This is a genomic window from Serratia grimesii (assembly GCF_900186025.1).
Taxonomy (GTDB): Bacteria; Pseudomonadota; Gammaproteobacteria; order Enterobacterales; family Enterobacteriaceae; genus Serratia; species Serratia grimesii.
Map to the genome: position 1 here is coordinate 1,023,818 of NZ_LT883155.1, position 22,296 is coordinate 1,046,113.

At 54.6% G+C, this 22,296-nt stretch carries 18 protein-coding genes; 12 read left to right on the forward strand and 6 right to left on the reverse strand.

Going from position 1 to position 22,296, the window contains the following annotated elements; all coding sequences use genetic code 11:
- The first annotated feature begins 27 nt into the window (after nucleotides 1-27).
- The 3 genes from SGBXF1_RS04780 to ppnP all read left to right on the forward strand — a co-directional run bounded on the left by SGBXF1_RS04780 (nucleotide 28) and on the right by ppnP (nucleotide 2,140).
- Entirely contained in the window at nucleotides 28-957 is a 930-nt protein-coding gene (locus tag SGBXF1_RS04780; protein WP_061806761.1) for a DUF1177 domain-containing protein, read from the forward strand.
- A gap of 4 nt (nucleotides 958-961) precedes the next feature.
- Complete coding sequence (locus SGBXF1_RS04785; RefSeq protein ID WP_186427908.1) at nucleotides 962-1,639, forward strand: AroM family protein; 678 nt, start codon at nucleotides 962-964, stop codon at nucleotides 1,637-1,639.
- A gap of 210 nt (nucleotides 1,640-1,849) precedes the next feature.
- Nucleotides 1,850-2,140: a pyrimidine/purine nucleoside phosphorylase gene (gene ppnP / locus SGBXF1_RS04790; RefSeq protein WP_037426875.1), complete on the forward strand. Its 291-nt coding sequence runs from the start codon at nucleotides 1,850-1,852 to the stop codon at nucleotides 2,138-2,140.
- A gap of 171 nt (nucleotides 2,141-2,311) precedes the next feature.
- Here ppnP and rdgC read toward each other — a convergent pair whose 3' ends face one another.
- Nucleotides 2,312-3,223: a recombination-associated protein RdgC gene (gene rdgC, locus SGBXF1_RS04795; RefSeq protein ID WP_061806762.1), complete on the reverse strand. Its 912-nt coding sequence runs from the start codon at nucleotides 3,221-3,223 to the stop codon at nucleotides 2,312-2,314.
- Nucleotides 3,224-3,311: 88 nt separating this feature from the next.
- Nucleotides 3,312-5,924 (reverse strand): ATP-binding protein, encoded by a 2,613-nt coding sequence (locus SGBXF1_RS04800; protein WP_186427909.1) that lies wholly within the window; start codon nucleotides 5,922-5,924, stop codon nucleotides 3,312-3,314.
- Nucleotides 5,925-6,065: 141 nt separating this feature from the next.
- Here SGBXF1_RS04800 and SGBXF1_RS04805 point away from each other — a divergent pair, with 141 nt between their 5' ends.
- The 6 genes from SGBXF1_RS04805 (at nucleotide 6,066) to SGBXF1_RS04830 (ending at nucleotide 12,279) form a co-directional block, all read left to right on the forward strand.
- A complete protein-coding gene (locus SGBXF1_RS04805; RefSeq protein WP_186427910.1) occupies nucleotides 6,066-7,586 on the forward strand; it encodes a sugar ABC transporter ATP-binding protein in 1,521 nt (506 codons plus the stop codon).
- A 28-nt stretch (nucleotides 7,587-7,614) separates the two neighbouring features.
- Entirely contained in the window at nucleotides 7,615-8,604 is a 990-nt protein-coding gene (locus tag SGBXF1_RS04810) for an ABC transporter permease subunit (RefSeq protein ID WP_037425954.1), read from the forward strand.
- Between the two features lie 99 nt (nucleotides 8,605-8,703).
- Nucleotides 8,704-9,645: an ABC transporter substrate-binding protein gene (locus tag SGBXF1_RS04815; RefSeq protein ID WP_061806765.1), complete on the forward strand. Its 942-nt coding sequence runs from the start codon at nucleotides 8,704-8,706 to the stop codon at nucleotides 9,643-9,645.
- A 62-nt stretch (nucleotides 9,646-9,707) separates the two neighbouring features.
- On the forward strand, nucleotides 9,708-10,394 hold the full coding sequence (locus SGBXF1_RS04820) for a D-lyxose/D-mannose isomerase (RefSeq protein WP_061806766.1): 687 nt from the start codon (nucleotides 9,708-9,710) through the stop codon (nucleotides 10,392-10,394).
- Between the two features lie 11 nt (nucleotides 10,395-10,405).
- Entirely contained in the window at nucleotides 10,406-11,266 is an 861-nt protein-coding gene (locus tag SGBXF1_RS04825) for a ketose 1,6-bisphosphate aldolase (RefSeq protein ID WP_037425960.1), read from the forward strand.
- Nucleotides 11,266-12,279: a carbohydrate kinase family protein gene (locus SGBXF1_RS04830; protein ID WP_186427911.1), complete on the forward strand. Its 1,014-nt coding sequence runs from the start codon at nucleotides 11,266-11,268 to the stop codon at nucleotides 12,277-12,279. Before SGBXF1_RS04825 ends, SGBXF1_RS04830 begins: the two co-directional genes overlap by 1 nt.
- Here SGBXF1_RS04830 and SGBXF1_RS04835 read toward each other — a convergent pair.
- Nucleotides 12,254-12,994 carry a response regulator gene (locus tag SGBXF1_RS04835; RefSeq protein ID WP_037425964.1) on the reverse strand — a complete coding sequence of 247 codons (741 nt, stop codon included), beginning with the start codon at nucleotides 12,992-12,994 and terminating at the stop codon, nucleotides 12,254-12,256. The two genes, SGBXF1_RS04830 and SGBXF1_RS04835, sit on opposite strands and share 26 nt — an antisense overlap.
- Nucleotides 12,995-13,204: 210 nt before the next feature.
- On the opposite strand from SGBXF1_RS04835, the gene mak reads away from it, so the two are divergent.
- Nucleotides 13,205-14,113, forward strand: coding sequence for a fructokinase (mak, locus tag SGBXF1_RS04840; protein ID WP_037425966.1), 909 nt, complete (start codon nucleotides 13,205-13,207; stop codon nucleotides 14,111-14,113).
- A gap of 78 nt (nucleotides 14,114-14,191) precedes the next feature.
- Here mak and licT read toward each other — a convergent pair whose 3' ends face one another.
- From licT to sbcD, 3 genes are all read right to left on the reverse strand, one after another.
- Nucleotides 14,192-15,034: a BglG family transcription antiterminator LicT gene (gene licT, locus SGBXF1_RS04845; RefSeq protein ID WP_186427912.1), complete on the reverse strand. Its 843-nt coding sequence runs from the start codon at nucleotides 15,032-15,034 to the stop codon at nucleotides 14,192-14,194.
- Between the two features lie 257 nt (nucleotides 15,035-15,291).
- On the reverse strand, nucleotides 15,292-18,543 hold the full coding sequence (gene sbcC / locus SGBXF1_RS04850; RefSeq protein WP_186427913.1) for an exonuclease subunit SbcC: 3,252 nt from the start codon (nucleotides 18,541-18,543) through the stop codon (nucleotides 15,292-15,294).
- Nucleotides 18,540-19,772, reverse strand: coding sequence for an exonuclease subunit SbcD (gene sbcD / locus SGBXF1_RS04855; protein ID WP_186427914.1), 1,233 nt, complete (start codon nucleotides 19,770-19,772; stop codon nucleotides 18,540-18,542). The genes sbcC and sbcD overlap by 4 nt, the downstream gene beginning before the upstream one ends.
- A 488-nt stretch (nucleotides 19,773-20,260) precedes the next feature.
- On the opposite strand from sbcD, the gene phoB reads away from it, so the two are divergent.
- Both phoB and phoR read left to right on the forward strand, forming a co-directional pair.
- Nucleotides 20,261-20,950, forward strand: a complete 690-nt coding sequence (gene phoB, locus SGBXF1_RS04860) for a phosphate response regulator transcription factor PhoB (RefSeq protein WP_020825449.1) — start codon at nucleotides 20,261-20,263, stop codon at nucleotides 20,948-20,950.
- Between the two features lie 24 nt (nucleotides 20,951-20,974).
- On the forward strand, nucleotides 20,975-22,291 hold the full coding sequence (phoR, locus tag SGBXF1_RS04865) for a phosphate regulon sensor histidine kinase PhoR (RefSeq protein WP_046374371.1): 1,317 nt from the start codon (nucleotides 20,975-20,977) through the stop codon (nucleotides 22,289-22,291).
- Nucleotides 22,292-22,296: the final 5 nt, after the last annotated feature.

Consider the following 22,296-nt stretch of genomic DNA (forward strand, 5'->3'; position numbering starts at 1 on the left):
CCGGTTAAATTGTGAGGTCAGCCAATTATGAGTTTGCAACAAACGCTGCAGGTTTTTGAATTAATTGATAGTGCCTATGTGAACGGTCAGCAGGTGGTCGATCTATTCACGGCCTACCCCGGCATCCGCGCCAGCACGTTGCGTGCCAGTGGGCCGAAGGGGGCGACCGACTTCGTGCGTATCGAGATCCCTGGCAGTGCCGGTAAAAGCCAGGGTGGAAATGCGCCAACGTTGGGCATTATCGGCCGGTTGGGCGGTATTGGTGCACGGCCAACGCGTATTGGCCTGGTGTCTGACGGCGACGGCGCGATAGCCGCGGTAGCCAGTGCGCTGAAGCTGGCGGAAATGCAGCGCAAGGGCGATGTGCTGGCGGGCGATGTGATCATCACCACCCATATTTGTCCGGATGCACCGACTCGTCCGCATGATCCCGTCGATTTTATGGATTCGCCGATCGACGACGTGACGATGAACGATAATGAAGTGGTACCGGAGGCCGATGCGATTTTGTCCATCGACACCACCAAGGGGAATCGCATCATTAATCACAAAGGCTACGCGTTGTCGCCAACGGTGAAAGAAGGCTACATCCTGCGGGTGGCCGAAGATCTGCTGCGGATTATGGAGATGACCAGTGGACGACCGGCGGTGACCTTCCCGATCACGACGCAGGACATAACACCGTACGGTAACGGAGTGCATCATCTGAACAGTATTCTGCAACCTTCGACTGCAACGTCGGCTCCGGTGGTTGGCGTGGCGATTTGCACCGAGTCGGTGGTACCGGGTTGCGGTACCGGTGCCAGCCATGAAGTGGATATTGCGTTGACCGTCAAGTTCGCGGTGGAAGTGGCGAAAGAGTTTGGGCGCGGCACCTGTCAGTTTTACCAGACCGATGAATATGCGCAGCTGCTGGCGTTGTACGGCAGCCTGAGCCACTTGCAAAAAAGGAAATAACCTGATGAATGCCTCATTGGCTACGCTGACGATCGGTCAGGCACCACGCAACGACATCATGCCATTGTTGTCTGCTTATCTGCCTGCTGAACAGGTGAGGCATGTCGGATTGCTCGATGGTCTGAATGCTGCCCAGATTGACGAGCGCTATAGGCCACTAGAGGGTGAGAAAGTCTTGGTGTCTCGCCTGCTGGACGGTACGCAGGTCATACTGGCGGCTTCACGGGTCGAGCAAGGGTTACAGCAAATAATCAGTGAGCTTGAAGCAGATGGCTGTGAGGTAATTTTGCTGTTGTGCACCGGCGAATTCGGCCAACTGCATGCACAACAGGCGCTATTGCTGGAACCGGACCGCATTATTCCTCCACTGATTTCTGCCATTGTCAGCCAACATCGGGTGGGTATTGTGGTGCCGGTTGCAGAGCAAATCACCCAGCAAGCGAGTAAATGGCAATTGCTGGCGACGCCGCCCTGTTTCGCCGTGGCCAGCCCCTATCTGGCAGATGACGCTGCGTTGGCATTGGCCGCGTGCGAGCTACAGCAACAGGGGGCGCAAGTGGTGGTGCTCGACTGCATTGGCTATCACCGTCGGCATCGTGACTTCTTGCAGGCCCGGCTTGAAATCCCGGTGTTGTTGTCCAACGTATTGGTTGCCAAGTTAGCTGCTGAGCTAATTGACTGATTTAAAAATAGAATAAAATCGCAGGCCGTTGTCTGAAGCCGCTGCACGGCGCGGTTTTGGGCACGGATCCAGAATGGCTAGCTGGTACTCAATCACCCAGCAGAACTTTACTCTGCGCCACGATCGCATTTCGCGAGAAAAACCAGTGACAGATCAACCGCAATCCCCCAATATGGATTTCCCATAAAGTTGATTACGCGGGTGACAGTTATGCTGAAAGTGAACGAGTATTTTGCCGGAAAAGTGAAGTCTATCGGTTTCGATAGTAGCAGCATCGGTCTTACCAGCGTCGGTGTTATGGAAGAGGGTGAATACACCTTCAGCACTGCCCAGCCGGAAGAAATGACTGTGATTACCGGGGCATTGAAAGTGTTGCTGCCGGGCTCACCGGACTGGCAGGTGTTTACGCCAGGAGAGAAATTCTTCGTACCGGCCCACAGTGAGTTCAACCTGCAAGTGGCCGACGCGACCGCCTATCTGTGCCGTTATTTAAGTAAGTAATCCATACCCTTCTTACTTGAAGCTGCAGCGTTGTTGGCTGCGTGCACTCACCCCAGTCACTTACTTGAGTAAGCTCCTGGGGATTCTCGCACTTGCCGCCTGGCTGCAACTCCAATTAATTTGGGTATGCGGTGTGTTTTGCAAAGGCGCAACAATTTGCGCCTTTGGCGATTAACGCTGAGCTTCGCCACCCAGAGCTTCGATGGTGTTCTTGATTAACGCTGCCAGTTCGCTGGTCATCAGGATAAAGTCGGCGTCAAAACGTTGAGCAAAGTCGTCACGATCGATGTCGTCATTCTGCTCACGCAGCGCATCAGCAAACTTCAGACGCTTCAGCGAGCCGTCGTCCGCCAGTACCAGTTGAATACGCTCTTGCCAGTCCACCGCCAATTTGGTCACCAACTTGCCGGCTTCAATGTGCACTGCAATCTCATCGCTAATCAGGTTCTGTTTTTTGCAGCGAATAACGCCGCCGTCTTCCAGAATTGCCTTCAGTTCCGCTTCATCCTGAATGATGAAACCTGCTGGCAGTTCGCCGGAACGCACCCATTCAGTCAGCGTCAATTCAATCGGGCTTTCCATGGTCAAGGGGACCACTGGCAATGAACCCAGACTCTTGCGCAATAGCGCGAGTGTATCTTCCGCGCGTTTAGCACTGGCAGCATCAACCATGATCAGATCGTTGACGGTATCGATCCACATGAACGTCTGGTTAAAGCGGCTGAAGGCACGTGGCAGCAGGCTGTGCAGCACTTCGTCTTTCAGCGCGTCTTTCTCGGTTTTCTTCAGTTTGCGGTGCTGTTCACCTTCCAGGCGTTCAATCTTGGCCTGCAGCTCTTGTTTGATGACCGGCGACGGCAGGATTTTTTCTTCCTTGCGCGCGCAGATAACGATTTGGCCGTTAACCGCGTGTGTCAGTGATTCGCTGTGGGAACCCATCGGGGAGACCCAGCCGGTTTTCGCCATGTCCTGGCTGCCGCACGGGGTGAAAGCAAAAGCGCTGAGTTGTTTTTCCATTTCATCCGCGTTTAGCGCAACTTCGCGGCTCAAACGGTAAACCATCAAATTCTTAAACCACAGCATAATGTTATCCCTGGCTGGGCGTGCATCTGGCACGCTTATTCATCAAAAGCAGGGCGGCATAATAACGAATCAGAGGCGAAAAATCGCCTCATTCCCTCTGAATTGCGTCGTCGACCGCGTTTGAGCGACGTGCCCGTTGCAGCGCTAACGCCAGCTGACGCTGGCTGAAAGGCTTGCGCAGCAATTCAACATTAGGCAGCGTATCTTCGTGATTACGACGTATATCCTGACCACTGATCAGCAGGGCTGTGATGCGCGGATTAATCTCTCGCGCCAGCCCAATCACCTGTGCACCGTCCAGTTCACCCGGCAACATCAAATCGCTTATCAGCACCCCAATATCTGGGGTTTGTCGCAACAATGCCAGCGCCTCATGGCTGTCCGCGCAGTCCAGCGTCAGGTAACCGAGCTGATGTAGATGTTCACACAGCGTATGGCGCACGTCGTTTTCATCTTCCAGCACCAGCACCAGATTGTTGCTGCCGTCATTTTCCTCAGGTGGCAGGGGCGGTGCTTCAATCTGTGCTGGCGTAGGCGCTCGTGGCAACTGCAAGCGTACCAACGTACCTTGGCCCGGTGTGGTTTCAATCTGTACCCGGCCACCTGACTGGCGAACAAACCCGTAAACCATCGACAACCCAAGTCCACTGCCGCTGCCCACAGCCTTGGTGGTGAAGAAGGGTTCGAACACCTGCGCTTTGACCTCTTCCGACATGCCACATCCGGTGTCGATCACCTCCAGCGTCACCATGTCCTGCTTCTTGCCGCCGCTGCGCACCACTCTTTGGTTGTAGGTCCGGATCTTCACTATTCCGCTGCGGCCCTCCATGGCGTCCCGGGCGTTGACCACCAGGTTGATTAGCGCATTTTCTAACTGATTAGCATCAACCCACGCTGGCCAGCCGGGATGCTGAGACTCAATGACCAGTGAGAGCGTTGTGGGCAGTGAATGACGTAACAGCTCTTGCAGATTATCCACCAGAACGTGAAGAGTGATGGCCTGTGGATGCAGTGCCTGTTTACGAGAGAACGCCAGCAGTCGCTGGGTGAGTTGCGCCCCGCGTTCAGCCGCTTTCAGTGCGCGGGCAATGCGCTGTTCGGTTTGTGCATCTTGGGTCTGTTGGGTCGTCAGTTCCAGACTGCCAATAATCACTGCCAGCAGGTTATTAAAATCATGCGCCAATCCGCCGGTGAGCTGACCGACAGCCTTCATTTTCTGACTGTGCAGCAGTGCTTCTTCTAACGCTTTACGCTCAGTACGTTCCAGCACCACGTTGACCACACCTCGATTGGGTACCGGGCTAAAACGCAGCTCGACCGTACGGCCATCACTTAGCCGGAGCTCCTGCGGCTGAGGCAGTTCACTGGAGAGATTAGCCAACACGGCATCCCAGCGTTGACCCGCCGGAGGTGTCACGTGTTGCAGCAGTTCGCGGTAGTGTTGGCCCCGGTGTAACTGGTGTTCGTTTAATCCCAACAAAAGAGGATATTGCGGGTTCCACACGACCAATTGGCCGTCGTTATCAAAGAGCGCGAAGCCGTCACGCATGGCCAGAAACGTGGTTTCCAACTGGGTACTTTTCTCCTTCAACAGGCGGGAGGTCTGTTCCAGCGAGGCGGTATTACGTGCAAAAACGTTGAATGCGCGCGCCAGGTCGCCCAATTCATCGCGGCGTTGCAGCGCGGGTACGCTGACATCGCGCTCACCACGCGCCAGCCGCGTCATGGCGTTAGCGATTGCTGTCAGGTTCGAGCCAAGGTTGCGGTAGATATACAACCCAGCGAAGCCGGTAATCACCAACGCCAGCAGTGCGAACAGGCCGATAAATACGCTGATGGAACTGAGTTCATGGTGGGTTTGATGGGTTCGCAGCTCCGATTCGTCCGCCACCTTCTGTACGTAGAGATTAATGTCGTCATTGAGCATCGCCACTAACGCTTTGATATGGTAGGTATAATAGGCTAGGGCGAGATCGCTTTGTTCTAATTCCAGTGTTTCTGGCAGCAGCCGTTGTTCGTTTTCCCGAAACTGCCGCATTTTCTCATCCACTAACCCATCTGGGCTGTTTTGCGGCCAGTAAGCCATGACGCTATCAAGCTGTTGGGCCGCTGCCTTAGGCGTTGGGGTTTGAATGGCGATGGCCAACAGCCGGTCAATCTGACTCAGCAGCGGTTGCGAAGGTTGATTCAGGTTAAGGCGTTGGTTAAGGCTGGCGATATGTCGCAGCGTACTTTGTGACTGATACAAGCCGCTGAGCAGAATATTGCGTTGCAGGTGTCGCGCGTGGCCGAGATCCAGCATACGGGTCACACTGGTTTCCAATGCGTTACTGCGGCTGATGATGCGTTTGACCAGTGCGGGTTCACTGTGTGCCAGCGGCGCTTCTGCCAACCGGCTGAGTGAAGCCTGTAGTGCCAACTGAGTCTGTTTCAGCCGGGTGGATTCACTTTGATACTCCAATGCACCCACCACTTGCGAAAGCCGAATGGCAGCGGTCGCCACGTTTGAGGTGTCCCGGCTCAACGCCATACTGCCGTTCATCTCTTTCAGTGTCTGTGCCTGCACCTGTTCTTGCAGTTTGCCCGCATGGTTAAAGCCGACGATCGCTACCCCGCTGACCATCAGCGTCACCGCCACCACCAGCAGGTTGAACATCAGCAAGCGCCCACGTGCGCCGGCAAGGAATGGCAATCTGCGCATCGTATCTCCCGTAACTGACTGTTCGCAGTATAGATCCTCGTTCCATTAACAATATGACAAAGATGAACAGCCGCTGACATTTTGCATTTATTTATGCGTGGTTAACTGCGCTTAATCCGAACCGCAACCTGAGGTATGACGATGAGCGCAACCCCGATTCTGGAAATGCACAACATCGCCAAGAGTTTTGGTCAGTTTTATGCGCTGAAGGGCGTCAACCTGACGGTTTATCGCGGGGAGATCCACGCGCTGATGGGTGAAAACGGCGCGGGTAAAAGTACCTTAATGAAAATATTGGCCGGCGCGTATATCGCCAGCAGCGGGGAAATTTTTATCGATGGGCAGCCGTTTGCCATTAAAGGGCCAAAAGATGCCCTGGCGGCGGGTATCACGCTGATTTACCAGGAAATGAATCTGGCACCGAATCTAACGGTAGCGGAGAACATTTTTCTGGGCAGCGAGATCCAGCGCGGCGGCCTGGTGAAGCGCCAGCAGATGTTGCTGGAAGCCCAGAAGGTGATCGATCGTTTGGGCGCGCAGTTCAGTGCCGGCGATCGGGTGATGAGATTAACCATTGCCGAGCAGCAACAGGTGGAAATTGCCCGTGCGTTGCACCGCAACAGCCGCATCCTGGTCATGGATGAGCCGACGGCGGCGCTTTCTTCGCGAGAGACGCAGCGGTTGTTTGAGTTAATCAAGCGTCTGCGCGATGAGGGGATGGCGATCATTTACATCAGCCACCGTATGGCGGAAGTCTACGAGTTGTCGGATCGTGTTAGCGTGCTGCGCGACGGGCAATACGTCGGCAGCCTGATGCGCGACAAACTGTCTGCCAGCGAATTGGTGCGCATGATGGTGGGCCGTCCACTGAGCGATTTGTTCAACAAGGAACAAGGTATTGCTGTGGGCGAGCCGCGCCTGACGCTACACGGCCTGACCGATGGCAAGAAAGTGAAACCGATCAGTCTACAGGTGCGTGCCGGAGAGATCGTCGGTCTTGCCGGGCTGGTGGGCGCGGGCCGTTCCGAACTGGCGCAGTTGATTTTCGGTGTGCGCAAGTCCAGCGGCGGTACGGTAGAAATTGATGGCAAACCGGCCAATATCCATTCACCGCGCGACGCCATTGCGCTGGGCATCGGTTTTCTCACCGAAAACCGCAAAGAGCAGGGCTTGTTCCTCGATCTGGCTGCGCATGAAAATATCGTTATGGCGACGCTGGAGCGCGACGGACGCTATGGCCTGCTTAACCGACGAAAAGCACAGCGAATTTCCAGTGACGCCATCGGCCTGCTGAATATCCGCGTGCCACACGCCCAGGTTCGGGCGGGTGGCCTGTCTGGCGGTAACCAACAAAAACTGCTGATTTCACGTTGGGTGGCGATCGGCCCGCGCATTCTGATCCTCGATGAACCGACACGCGGTGTTGACGTCGGTGCCAAGAGCGAAATTTACCGCATCATGAGCCAGATGGCGCAGCAGGGGGTAGCGATCCTGATGATCTCTAGCGAACTGCCTGAGGTCGTAGGCATGAGTGATCGGGTTTACGTGATGCATGAAGGCAGCATCGCCGGGGAGCTGAACGGCAGTGACATCAGCCAGGAAAACATTATGACGCTGGCCACTGGCGTCGAACCCGCTTTGGAGAGCGCCAGCCATGAATAATTCTACCCCTACGCTCAAGGAGCCTGCCATGACATCGAATTCGCTGCCGCCAGGTGCAAAGAATCCAACGCTAAAACGGGCATTGTTGGGCGATATGATGCAAACCGTCGGTATCTTGCCGATATTGATCTTGATCGTCGCTGTGTTCGGTTTTGTTGCGCCAAACTTTTTTACCGATGCCAACCTACTGAATATTGCCCGGCAGGCATCGATTAATATCGTGCTGGCAGCGGGCATGACCTTCATCATTCTGACTGGCGGTATCGATCTTTCGGTAGGTTCGATGCTGGGGACCACCGCCGTGGTGGCAATGGCTGTCTCATTGATGCCGGGCTTCGCCGGGATGTCGATTCCGCTGGCGCTATTGGCCGGTTTGGGCATGGGGCTGTTTAACGGCTTTTTGGTGGCCTACGCCGGCCTGCCGCCGTTTATCGTTACGCTTGGGACATATACCGCCCTGCGTGGTGCCGCTTATCTGCTGGCCGACGGCACCACCATTATTAATTCCAATATCAGTTTCGAATGGATCGGTAACTCCTATCTGGGGCCGATCCCTTGGCTGGTGATTATCGCCTTTGCCGTGATCGCGCTGTGCTGGTTCATCCTGCGCCGTACTACGCTGGGTGTACATATCTATGCTGTGGGCGGCAACATCCAGGCGGCACGCCTGACCGGAATCAAAGTCGGCGCGGTGCTGCTGTTCGTCTATGGCATGAGCGGTTTGCTGTCAGGGCTGGGGGGAATAATGAGTGCCTCACGGTTGTACAGCGCCAACGGCAACCTCGGCATGGGCTATGAGCTGGATGCGATCGCTGCGGTGATCCTCGGTGGTACCAGCTTTGTCGGCGGCATTGGCACCATTACGGGCACGCTGGTGGGGGCGCTGATTATCGCCACCCTGAACAACGGCATGACGCTGATGGGCGTCTCTTATTTCTGGCAGTTGGTGATCAAAGGGGCGGTGATCATCATAGCTGTGCTGATCGACAAGTACCGCACCCGCAATTACCAGCATTAACTTACCCGAGTTTTTCAAGCTGCGGCGTGAGTGATAAAGAAAGGTTGGCGCCCACCGGGGCAAGTTTTTCGTAGATCAGAAAATAATGAGGAAAACACTATGCGTTTCAAGCCATTGATTACCGCTTTACTGGTTACCGCTGCGCTCGGCAGTGCCTCGTTGGTGCAGGCGAAAGAGTTGAAATCGATTGGGGTTACGGTAGGGGATTTGGCCAACCCATTCTTTGTACAGATCACCAAGGGCGCTGAGCTGAAAGCGCGTGAATTGGCGGGCGATAAGGTTAACGTCACGCTGGTGTCGAGTGGTTATGATCTTGGCCAGCAGGTGGCGCAGATCGATAACTTTATCGCTGCCAAGGTCGATATGATCATTCTCAATGCTGCGGATTCCAAGGGCATCGGCCCGGCGGTAAAACGGGCCAAAGATGCCGGTATCGTGGTGGTGGCGGTTGACGTGGCGGCCGAAGGCGCGGATGCCACGATCACTTCGGATAACACTCAGGCCGGCGCCATGGCCTGTAAATACATCAGCGATCGCCTGAAAGAGAAAGGCAATGTGGTGATCATCAATGGGCCGCCGGTATCTGCCGTACAGAACCGGGTTGAAGGTTGCATGACCGAGCTGAAGAAACATCCGGAGATCAAGCTGCTGTCTTATAACCAGAACGCTAAAGGCAGCCGTGAAGGCGGGCTGGAGATCATGACTGCGCTGTTGGCGGCCAATCCGAAGATCGACGGTGTCTTCGCGATTAACGATCCGACAGCGATCGGTGCCGATCTGGCAGCGAAGCAAGCACAACGTAGCGAATTCTTTATCGTTGGCGTAGATGGATCGCCGGACGGGGAAGAAGCACTTAAACGTGGTAACTCCTTGTTTGTGGCGACGCCTGCGCAGGATCCCCAGGTTATGGCGGCCAAGGCGGTCGAAATCGGCTACGACATTCTGCAAGGTAAACCTGCACCGACCGGCCCAGTGCTGATCCCGGTGACCATGATCGATAAAAACAATATCGGCAGCTACAAAGGCTGGACGGTTAAATAATCTCTTATCGGCGGGGCCTGTAATGTCAGGCCCCACATCCTTTCATCGCTTCCGGAGGTACCATGAACCGTTCCGCCGTGAACCAAATTCTGCAGCAAACCCAGCACTTTTTTGCCCGTTTTGACGTTCAGTTGCCACCTTTTGCCCATTTCAGCCCCGCCGTTTGGCGGCAGCTTGATCACCAACCGTGGCAAGAGGTGTTTGACCTGAAGTTGGGTTGGGATGTCACAGCGTTCGGCGGCGATGATTTTGCCCGCCAGGGACTCACGTTGTTTACCTTGCGCAATGGCTCACCCGGTGGGCAACCCTACGCCAAATGCTATGCGGAGAAGATCATGCATTGCCGTGAAGCACAGGTAACGCCGATGCATTTTCACTGGCGTAAGCGGGAAGACATCATCAACCGTGGCGGCGGCAACCTAATCGTTGAGTTACACAATGCGGACTCGCAGGAAGCGTTGGCTGAGAGCGCTGTGACCGTAACGTTGGACGGCTGCAAACAGACCCACGCAGCCGGTTCACGGCTGCGGCTGGCACCGGGAGAAAGCATTTGCCTGACGCCGGGTATCTACCACAGTTTTTGGGGGGAAGAGGGCTTCGGCGACGTGCTGGTAGGGGAAGTATCGACGGTAAACGATGACGACAATGACAACCGTTTCCTGACACCGCTCAGGCGTTTTAGCCAGATCGAGGAAGATCAGCCACCGCAGTGGTTGTTGTGTAACGAATACTTGCGCTTTATCGATTAAGGAGAACCACCATGGCATTGATTTCATTGGCACAGGGGCTGGCACATGCGCGTCAACAGGGCTATGCGTTAGGCGCGTTCAATGTTCTCGACAGTCACTTCCTGCGGGCGCTGTTTGCGGCAGCGCAGGCGGCTCGGTCACCTTTTATTATCAATATTGCAGAAGTGCACTTTAAATATGTCTCACTGGAGTCTTTGGTGGCGGCAATTAAAAGTGAAGTGGCACAGCATGATATCCCTGTGGTGTTGAATCTTGATCATGGCCTGCATTTCGACGCGGTGGTGCAGGCGTTGCGGCTGGGGTTCAGCTCAGTGATGTTTGACGGATCCGGTTTGAGCTACGAAGAGAACGTGCGTCAGACGCAGGAAGTGGTTCGCATGTGCCATGCGGTCGGCGTTTCGGTAGAGGCTGAGCTGGGCGCGGTCGGCGGTGACGAAGGCGGCGCGCTGTACGGCGAAGCCGACAGCAATAAATTTACCGATCCGCAGCGGGCGCGCGAATTTGTCGAATTGACCGGTATTGATGCGTTGGCGGTGGCGATTGGCAATGCTCACGGCAAATACAAAGGCGAGCCGAAGCTCGATTTTGAGCGATTGGCAGCTATCCAACAGCAGGCAGGGATTCCGTTGGTGCTACACGGCGGTTCTGGCATCAGCGATGCTGATTTTAAACGGGCGATTGGCCTGGGTATTCACAAAATTAATTTCTACACGGGTATGTCACAAGCCGCGCTGGGGGCGGTTGAGCAGCGGATAACGCAACGTCACGCGATTTACGATGAGTTTGCCGAAGTGTTATTAGCGGTGGAACAGTCGATCAGTGAAGTGGTGCAACAGCAAATGCATATTTTCGGCAGTGCCGGGCGCCTGTGATGACTCGCCGCGGCATTGTTTCGGCGGGCAACATGCTGGTGGATCATGTGCATCAAATTGCCCACTGGCCACAGCCGGGCTGGCTGGTGGAAATTGAACACAGTCAGCGTGCCACCGGCGGCGCGCCACTTAATGTGTTGTTGACGTTGACGCGTATGGAAACCGGTTTACCGCTGGCGGCGCTTGGGCTGATCGGTTGCGACGCCGATGGTGACTACATTTTGCAGATGCTGGCGCAGCATCGGGTCGACAGCCGTTTCGTACAGCGCAGCGAAGTGGCAATAACGTCAATGTCACAAGTGATGACTGAACCGGGTGGGCAGCGGACGTTTTTTCATGCGCTCGGTGCCAATCGGTTGCTGGATCTGGCCCATTTTGACGCTTTGAACACCGAGCATAAAATTTTCCATCTGGGTTATCTGCTGCTGCTCGACAGCCTGGATCGCCCAGATGAGGAGTTCGGCACGCGCAGCGCACGTCTTTTGGCACAAATGCAGCAGCGTGGATACCAAACTTCGTTAGATTTAGTGTCGCGCCAGGGTGATCCACGTTATCGGCCCTTGGTATTACCGGCTTTGCGCTGGCTGGATTATCTGGTGATCAACGAACTGGAGGCTGGTGAGTTTACCGGACTGGCGCTGCGTGGGGCCGATAATAGGTTGCAACAGCCGTTGATGGCGCAGGCCGCAGAACAATTATTGCAGTCCGGCGTGCGGCGAAGAGTGGTGATCCACTGCCCTGAAGGTGCCTACGGGCTGGAAACGTCGGGTGAAGCACGTTGGCAGCCGTCGTGGTGTGTGAGTGAAGCCGAGATCGTCGGAAGCGTTGGTGCTGGGGATGCCTTCTGTGCCGGGGTGTTATACGCCAGCCATGAAGACTGGTCTTTGGTGGAGACGTTGCAGCTAGCGCATGCCTGCGCGCGTTTCAACCTCTTGTGCGCCAACGCGATTGATGGCGCACAACCGTTGCCGGAATTGCTGGATTACATCAGGCGACAGCCACTGGCTGGCTGACGTCAGCAGCAAAGACATAACCCAGTCCGCGAATGGTGCGGATCAGTTCGGGCTGATGTGGATTGTTTTCGATCTTACGCCGTAGCCGCATGATCAATACGTCGATGGTACGATCGAACACCTCCAGCGTTTCGCTGTGGGTGAGTTCCAGCAGGCGATCGCGGGTCAGCACTTTACGCGCATGTTGCACCAACGCCAGCAACAAGCCGTATTCGCCCTGGGTGAGATCAACCGGTTGTCGCTGTGGGTTATGCAATGTGCAACGGCTCGTGTCCAGGCACCAACCATTAAACTGCCAGCCTTCGGGTTGACTGGGCGAAAGGGGAGCCGGTTCCAGCGCCAGTGCGCCGGTACGACGTAATACGGCTTTTGCGCGGGCAACGACCACGCGTGGGTTGAAGGGTTTGGCAATGTAGTCGTCGGCGCCCATTTCCAGACCGACCACCACATCGGACTCGGAACCGAGCCCCGTCAGCATCACTACCGGTAGATCCGGTCGCAAGCGATGGATCTGTTGTAGTACCAGCAAGCCATTGGTGTCCGGCAGGATCATATCGAGCAGTACCAATGCAATATCCGGCTGCTGGTTGATTAAGGTTAACGCCTCACTGCCACGGTGGCAGACATGAACGGTAAACACGTGTTCATTGAGCACGTCGCAAAGCACGTCACAGATAGCGGGATCGTCATCGACGATCAATATGGCAGGTTTCATCGCTGCTCTCCGGATTATATTATGCGGAAAATGTTATCAATAGGTTAACTGCTTAAATGCAGTGTACCCGATGGCTAATTAATAAGCGGCAGACGGACGTGTTCGGATGTGGAAATTGCCATCACCGTCACACTCGACGGTCATTGAGTGATCCTGGCAACTGAATATATTAGGCTGTGGCAACGTTGTGGTGCATTGAGGAGAAAAATCGTGCGCATTGGTATCGACCTGGGTGGCACCAAAATTGAAGTAATCGCGTTGGCCAACGATGGGCAGGAGTTGTTCCGTCATCGTATTGCCACGCCGCGTCATGACTATCAGCAAACGCTGGATGCCATTACCGGTCTGGTGATGCTGGCGGAAGAGAATACCGGCCAACAGGGGTCCGTTGGTGTCGGTATTCCCGGCACATTGTCGCCCTATACCGGTCTGGTAAAAAATGCCAATTCGGTGTGGCTTAATGGCCAGCCTCTGGATAAAGATTTATCAAGAATGCTGGCACGCGAAGTGCGTATCGCAAACGACGCTAACTGCCTGGCGGTTTCTGAAGCTACCGATGGCGCAGCCGCCGGCAAACAAACGGTGTTTGCGGTGATTATTGGCACCGGCTGTGGTGCAGGGGTGGCAATCAACGGTCAGGCGCACTCAGGCGGTAATGGTATCTCTGGCGAATGGGGACATAACCCGCTGCCGTGGCTGGACGATGACGAACTGCGTTTTCGTGCAGAGGTCCCCTGCTACTGTGGCAAACAAGGCTGTATCGAGACCTTTATTTCTGGTACGGGTTTTGCCACTGACTACGCACGCCTGAGTGGCAACCCGCTAAAAGGGCATGAGATTATGACGCTGGTGGCGCAAGGCGATGCTTTGGCGGAGCAAGCTATCAGCCGTTATGAACTGCGGCTGGCGAAATCGCTGGCGCATGTGATCAATATTTTTGATCCTGACGTGGTGGTGCTGGGCGGTGGTATGAGCAACGTGGACCGTTTGTATCAGCATGTGCCACAGTTGGTGAAGTCTTGGGTATTCGGTGGCGAATGTGAAACCCCGATCCGCAAAGCCGTGCATGGGGACTCCAGCGGTGTTCGCGGTGCAGCCTGGTTGTGGCCGCAGCAGTAACTGTTGCAAAAAAGCGCGGGCATGCCCGCGCTTTCATCAATGCTCTGCACAAAAATAGACGCCGAAATTTTTCTAACGCTATTTTACTTCGCTTTCGCTGCGAACCCGTTCGATATGTATAGTCAGAAACATCATCTCTTCGCTGGTTAACTGATGCTGGTAGTTTTTTTCTATGTGTTGGTTGATTTTCTCCGCGCAGGCGAAGGACTCACGGTATTTCTCTTTCACCACCAGATAGAGCGAATCATCATCGCTGTCGACGTAGTTTTTCCCTAGCAGGCGCTGGGCGAAAAACTTGAGATGGGTGACAAAGCGATGATAACTCAGGGCTTCTTCGTTATAGTCAAAACGAAAGTGGTATTTGACGATGTTGAGGATCTCCTGCATCACGCGGGTGATGTGCAGGGTGTTGTGCATCTCATCATTCAACTGCGCGTTGACCAAATGCAGGGCGATAAATCCTGCTTCGTCTTCCGGCAGGGTGGTGCCCAGCCGTTGGGCGATTAGCGCCAACGCCTCTAGCCCGACGGCAAATTCGCCCGGGTAGAGTTTTTTGATTTCCCACAGCAGCACGTTTTTAATGTCCAGCCCCTGTGCATGGCGTTGCAACGCAAAGTGGATGTGATCGGTCAGTGTGATGTAGACGATGTTGTGCAGCTTGCCTGGAAGACGTTGGCGGGCGAGGGTGATGATTTTGTCGGCGGTGGTTACACAAGCCAATGGGATCTCTGACAATAGCGTTTTAAAACGCTCAGCCATTTCGCTGCCGTTCAGCGTGAAGATCTTCTCGATCAAACTTTCGTCCAGCAGATCCCCAGCTTTCTTTTTAAAACCAATACCTTTCCCCATCACGACCGTCTCTTCCTGACGGTCGTCCAGCGTAATCACCACGTTATTATTGAGTATTTTTGCGATCTTCATGGCTATTCCCGGATGTTTCAGCGCGCTGAAAACGAAAAAACCTGACGCACGGGAGCGATCCTGTGCGTCAGGTTTTGCCTGTATTGAGATATCTCTACCCTCGGTATTTTAAGCGGTGGCTTAAAAAGCGACGGGCATACAGTAACAATCCTGTTATTAATAGCATGATAACGCTTGTCCTCGGCGGCTCAATGCTTTTCAGCGCGGACTGCCGCCGTGGTCACATTTATCCTCTGTTGCCTGCCAGTAACCTCGGATTATTCTAATCGGAACTGCGATTCCAGCCGGCTGATGCCAAGCCCGTTAACCTTTTTCACTTTAATCTGCACCGGAATACGTTCTTTCATTGCTTCAACGTGACTGATCACGCCAATGGTTTTCCCAGAGGCATTCAGGCTGTCTAAGGCATCCAGCGCAGTATCGAGGGTTTCTGCATCCAGCGTGCCGAAACCCTCGTCGAGGAACAGCGAATCGATACTGGTCTTGTGGCTGACGAGATCGGACAGCGCCAGCGCCAGCGCCAGGCTCACCAGGAAACTTTCGCCGCCGGATAGTGTACGAGTGTCGCGTAATGCATCTGCTTGCCAGGTATCCACCACCAGCAGTTCCAGCGCGTCGCTGGTTTTACGTTGCAGCAAATAGCGCCCATGCAGTCGGCCAAGCTGGTTATTGGCCAGATATACCAGGTGGTCAAGGGTTAATCCCTGAGCAAACTTACGGAATTTATCACCCTCTTTGGAGCCAATTAACTGATTGAGATAGCTCCAGTCGTCGTACTGCTGCTGGCTTTGGCTGATTTGCGCAAACAGCGACTGTTGATTGATGCGACGCATGGCGTCACTTTCTAACTGATTACGCACTTCACCCTGTTGTAGCTGCAAGGTTTTTAACTGTTGTGCCAGTGTTTCCAGGCTCTGGCTCAGGATGTGAGGATCGGCCTGAGTTTCATCCAGCCCTTCTGGGCGCTGTTGTTGGTGTTGTTGCAGGCTGTCAACGGCCTGTGCCAATAGTGCACGGGCTTCAACGTGTCGCCGTTGTAATTGTTCTTTGCAGTGTTGCAACTGTTGGCGTTGGGCATCATCCAGCAATGCGGCATTGAACGCGGCTTCGTCACTGAATTCACTGGCGGTGAGTGCCTGCAACCAGTCTTGTTCTGCCTGTTGCAGTCGCTCGGTTTGTTGCAATAGCTGTTGCTGCAATCCGGCAAGTTGGCCGCTCAGACGATCGCGTTGTTCCTGTGCCTTTTGCCACTGTTCTGCTGCCTGATGGCTGGCCTGCTCAAAGGCCGTTTGTTGAGCGCGTAGCTGCTCGCGAACTTGTACGACCTGTTGTTCGCCAAACAATGCCAGTCGTTGCGCACGCTGTTCACCAAGCGTGTTTTGGCCTTGTTGCCACTGTTGGTACAAGTGTTGTTGCTGCAATTGAGCGTCGGCGTAGCTTTTCTCCAGTAAGGTGAAACGCTCATCCAGGCGCGCTTTTTCCTGTTGCGCTTGCTGCTGCTGCACCTGTAGTACGGCCAGCGCATCCTTGGCTTGCTGCACCGCCAGTGCCGCCTGTTCGTGCTGCGTCAGCCGCTGCTGGCCTTCGCGCTCTTGTTGTTCGCAGTCGTTCAACCAGTCATGCAGACGTTCGGTATCCTGCAAGCCAAAATCAAATGCCAGCGGCGCCGTCAAACGTTGCCAATTTTGCAGATGCTCAGCTAATTGCTGTTCATCGTGTGCAATGGTCTGCTGTTGGCGCTGTAACTGTTGTTGCAGGCTATCGTAACGTGCCCGTAATTCGACGCCTTTCTTTTGTAATGCCTCGGTCTGGATTTTCATTTCTTCCAGACGTTTTTCGGTTTCTGATAGCTTTACCGCTTGGTATTGCTCAACTGCCGGATGCGTATTTGAGCCGCACAATGGGCAAGGCTCACCGGGTTGCAGACGCGCTCGCTCGGCTTCCAACCCCACGATCCGTTTTTCCAGCTCTACTGTTTTTTCAACGTCGGTTTGATGGGCTTTCTGTTGTTTATATTGTTGACGAGCGAGTTCCAGCTGTGGTTCCAACTGGGTCAGTTCGCTCTGGCCTGCACGTAGTTCCTGCCGTTGCTGTGTCAGCCGTTTGACGATTTGTTGTGACAGTGATGACAGGCTGAAAAGCTGTTGCCGCACGGGGCGCAGATCGGCCAACTCAGTCTGACGCTGGCGCAGTGCTGCCAGAGGTGCCTGCATTTCCAGCGTATGTTGCTGTTGTTGCTGCGTCGTCAGTGCGGCAGTGAGAACGTTAAGCTTTTCCTGGTGTTGCCCGGCCTGTGCGGTCAACTGGGTACGCTGAATGTCGAGTTGTTCCAGGTCCGCTTTTTGTTTCGCACATTGCTGTACCGCGGTATCGAACGCGTGTTGCCGTTCCGCCTGTGTTTTTTGCAACTGGGCGATCTGGTTATCAAGTGGAACGATTTGCTCGTCAATCAGCCGCTGCTGTGTTTGTTGCTGTTCGACATGCGCTTGCAACTGGGTACGCGCTTTTTCCATCGCCTGATGCAACGGTTCCATTTGAGCCAGCTGTTGCGTCTGCTGCTGTGTTAACAGGGTGATTTGTTGTTGCAATGCCTGCTGATCGCTGCGGCAGCGGTTACGTTCGTTAAGCCGTGGCCGCAGTTTTTCTGCCGGTTCGCTGCGTGCCAGTTGCTGTAGTTGCGGTTCTGCTGCGGTTTGCTCCAGCTCCACAGCGTTCAGCTGGCGTTGATATTCCTGCTGTTTTTGCTGCGTTTGTAGCCAAAACTGCAACCAGTTCAACGCTTGCTGCTGCTGGCGGGCTTGCCCGCTGAGGGTGTTTTCTTGTGCCCCTAATTCAACTAACTGGTTTTCCAGTTGTTGTCGTTGTTCATCATTCAGCAGTTCAATACCACTGGCACGTTGATGCAGCGCGTCCAGTTCGATCTTGGCCTGTTTGTGTTGTTCGAAAACCCGCTCAGAAAGCTGACCGTAGATCTCGGTGCCGGTTAACTCTTCCAGTAGCTCGGCACGGTCATTGGCGTCAGCATTGAGGAAAGCGGCGAACTGGCCCTGAGAAAGCATCATCGATTTGGTAAAGCGCCCGAAATCCAGCCCGGTAATAGCGGCGGTAAGATCCAGCTTGTCGCGTACTTTGTCCGCCAGGATCTTGCCATCCTCACGCAGTGCCAGCTCTACTTTAGGTGCCTGCAGATTACCGTCTGGCGCATTTTTGGCGCGTCGCTGGCTCCAGAAGGCGCGGTAGCCGACGCCCTTAACCTCAAACTCGACCTCTGCCAGCGACTCGGCTGTGTGACGTGTCATCAGTTCGTTTTGGCTCGGTGTGACGTTGAGGCGCGGTGTTTGGTGGTACAGCGCCAGACAGATGGCGTCCAAAAGGGTAGTTTTACCTGCACCGGTGGGGCCGGTGATGGCGAACAGCCCATTGCTGGCAAAGGGCTCGGCGGTGAAGTCTATCTTCCATTCACCCTGTAGTGAGTTGAGGTTTTTTAATCTCAGGCTGAGGATTTTCATTGGCTCGGCTCCTGGTCGTTCTGCTGCACCGACTCGACCACCTGCTGGAACATCTGGTTCATGCGTTGCCGACGTTCTTCGGCCATTTCAGGCTCTTGTGCTAGCCGTCGCTCGAAGACCTCATTGACGCTCAGTTCGTTGAGCGTTTCTTTGTCCTGCTGTTCAATGGCCTGGCGGCGCTGCTCTTTACTGCGGCGCAGTAACACCACCTCCACCGGCAGTTGATCGGCCAGTAACTGGATACGGCGCTGAATGTCGTTGAGATAATCCTGTGTCGCGACTTCGATATCTAACCACACCGGCAACTCGCCTTTATAATCGGCAAACTGCTGCAATTGTTGCTCTATCTGCGCCAAATCGCCCTTAATAAGCTGCATCGGCTGAAAGCTGGGAATGTCCAACGCGCTGACCTGTTGCAGGGCGCCTGTGGCGAAGTCCACCATAAAGACGCTTTTTGCTTTGCCCAATTCGTCGAAACTGAGCGGGATCGGTGAACCGCTATAGCGAATATGCTCGGATTTCGCGACGTTCTGCGCACGGTGAATATGCCCCAATGCGATGTAGTCGGCTGGCGGAAAAGCTTGGGCCGGGAAGGCGTCCAACGTACCAATATAGATATCGCGTACGGAATCGGAGGTGGTGACACCAACGGTCGTCAGGTGGCCCGTGGCAACGATAGGCAGTGCCAGACCGAGTGCATCGCGGTGTGCACAGGCTGCGTGATAGAGCGTCTGGTAATGTTCTGCGATGGCTTCTTGCAGCGCCTGCTGTTTTTGTACGCCTGATTCACCGGCACGGCTGGTGAGCAGATCTCGCGGGCGTAAGAACGGGATGGCGCACAGTACGGCACCCGGTTGGCCGTCGCGTTGATTCAGGACCACGATTTGCTGTTCGGTTTCAGTCTGCGCGTTGGCGATCACGGTCGTATTCAGGCAAGACAGCAATTCACGCGATTCATTTAAGGTTGCCACTGAGTCATGGTTACCCCCCAGTACCACCAATTGACAGCCGGTGTGCTGTAGCTCCACCACGAAGCGGTTGTACAGTTCGCGGGCATAGCTGGGTGGGGAGCCGGTATCGAACAGGTCCCCGGCGACGATCAGTGCATCCACCTGATGTTGCTCGATTTGGGCGATCAGCCAGCGCAGAAAAGCCTGGTGCTCGGCGGCACGGCTTTTGGTAAAAAAGTACTGGCCAAGATGCCAGTCAGAGGTGTGGATCAGGCGCATGACACTCCCGGGGCGATAAGGTAATGGCGGTGATTATAAAGGGCACTGTGGCTGCTGTCGTGACGGAATCATTATGACAACTGAATGATTTTTCTTTGACGTTGGAAATAATCGCTATGCTTACTGCCTATAACAGCCCGTTTTTTTCATAAAAGTGTCACAAAACTGACGCATAATGGCGCCGCAATGAGGCTGTGCCCCGCCATTGGTCGTGGCGCCGGCGCAGACCCAAAAGCATGCTGTCAAGGCAGAGGGGGAGGACATAGCGGGATTATGTTCGAACCCGACAACGCAGGCAGCGAGTTTTTGAGGCGCGCCCCTTCGGGCTGGAGCCATTTAAGCGTGCTGCTGTGTTGCTCACCGCTTATTTGGCGCCACCAAACCTCGCGGTTTGCGCCTTGCTTCACGCTTAAATGACCGCCAGCGGTGCTCACGAGCAATGGCGGGACACAGCCTAATAGATCGCTAACACATTGGCAGGATTGACGATGGCAAGACGCATACTGGTGGTGGAAGACGAAGCGCCGATCCGTGAGATGGTGTGCTTTGTGTTGGAACAGAATGGTTACCAACCGTTGGAAGCTGAGGATTATGACAGCGCAGTGACGCGCCTGTCTGAGCCGTTCCCTGATTTAGTGTTGCTCGACTGGATGCTACCCGGAGGTTCCGGCATTCAGTTTATTAAACATATGAAGCGTGAAGCACTGACCCGCGATATTCCGGTGATGATGTTGACCGCTCGTGGTGAAGAAGAAGATCGGGTACGCGGCCTGGAAGTTGGGGCAGACGATTATATTACCAAACCCTTCTCACCGAAGGAGCTGGTAGCGCGTATCAAGGCGGTAATGCGCCGTATTTCACCGATGGCGGTGGAAGAAGTGATTGAAATGCAAGGGCTGAGTCTGGATCCTTCTTCACACCGGGTGATGGCCAACGAGCAGGCGTTGGATATGGGGCCGACCGAGTTCAAACTGTTGCACTTCTTTATGACCCACCCAGAGCGAGTTTATAGCCGCGAACAGTTGCTTAATCACGTCTGGGGCACTAACGTTTATGTGGAAGACCGCACCGTTGATGTGCATATCCGCCGACTCCGTAAGGCGTTAGAGACCAGTGGTCATGACAAAATGGTTCAAACCGTTCGGGGCACAGGCTACCGATTCTCAACGCGCTACTGATCGCGCCGCGCTGGAGAATATGCCGTGTTAGAACGTCTATCCTGGAAGAGGCTGGCCCTGGAGCTGGCCCTTTTCTGCTTGCCTGCCTTATTGCTTGGGCTGATTTTCGGTTATCTGCCTTGGTTGCTGCTGGCCTCCGTGCTGGCTGCGCTGGTATGGAACTTCTACAACCAACTTAAACTTTCTCACTGGCTGTGGGTCGACCGCAGCATGACACCGCCACCTGGGCGTTGGAGCTGGGAGCCGCTGTTTTACGGCTTATACCAGATGCAACAGCGTAACCGTCGCCGACGTCGTGAATTGGCGTTGTTGATCAAACGCTTCCGCAGCGGTGCGGAGTCACTGCCCGATGCGGTAGTGATGACCACCGTTGAAGGTAACATCTTCTGGTGTAACGGTTTGGCGCAGCATCTGCTGGGTTTCCGTTGGCCAGAGGATAACGGCCAACACATCCTAAACCTGCTGCGTTATCCGGAATTCAGCCACTATCTGCAACAGCAAGAGTTCTCTCGACCGTTAACGCTGCAGTTGAACAATGAGCATTATGTTGAATTCCGCGTGATGCCCTATTCAGAAGGGCAGTTGTTGATGGTTGCGCGTGACGTTACGCAAATGCGCCAGCTGGAAGGGGCACGCCGTAATTTCTTCGCTAACGTCAGTCACGAGTTGCGTACTCCGCTGACGGTATTGCAGGGTTACCTGGAAATGATGAGCGACGAAGAGCTGGACGGTTCGTTACGTGGCAAGGCATTGGGCACCATGCAGGAACAGACACGGCGCATGGATGGGCTGGTCAAGCAGTTGCTGACATTGTCGCGTATTGAAGCCGCCCCAAATGTCGAAATGAACGAACGGGTCGATATTCCGTTGATGCTACGTGTGCTGCAACGTGAAGCGCAGTCACTGAGCGGCGGTAATCATGAGATTACTTTCCGGGTGAACGAACAGCTTAAGGTCTTTGGCAACGATGACCAGTTGCGCAGTGCGGTATCCAACCTGGTGTATAACGCGGTAAATCACACGCCAAAGGGCACCAATATTGAGGTGAGCTGGCAACAAACGCCAAACGGCGCGCAGTTCCAGGTCAGTGATAACGGTCCCGGTATCGCTGCTGAGCATATTCCTCGCCTGACGGAACGCTTTTACCGCGTTGATAAGGCCCGTTCACGCCAGACTGGCGGCAGCGGACTGGGGTTGGCGATCGTTAAGCATGCATTAAGCCACCACGATGCACGTCTGGAGATCCTCAGCGAGCAGGGCATTGGCACCCGATTCATTTTTACCTTGCCTAACCGGTTGATTGTTCCCGCAGCTTTATCAGAGAATGCGGTGAAAAATTAACGCGC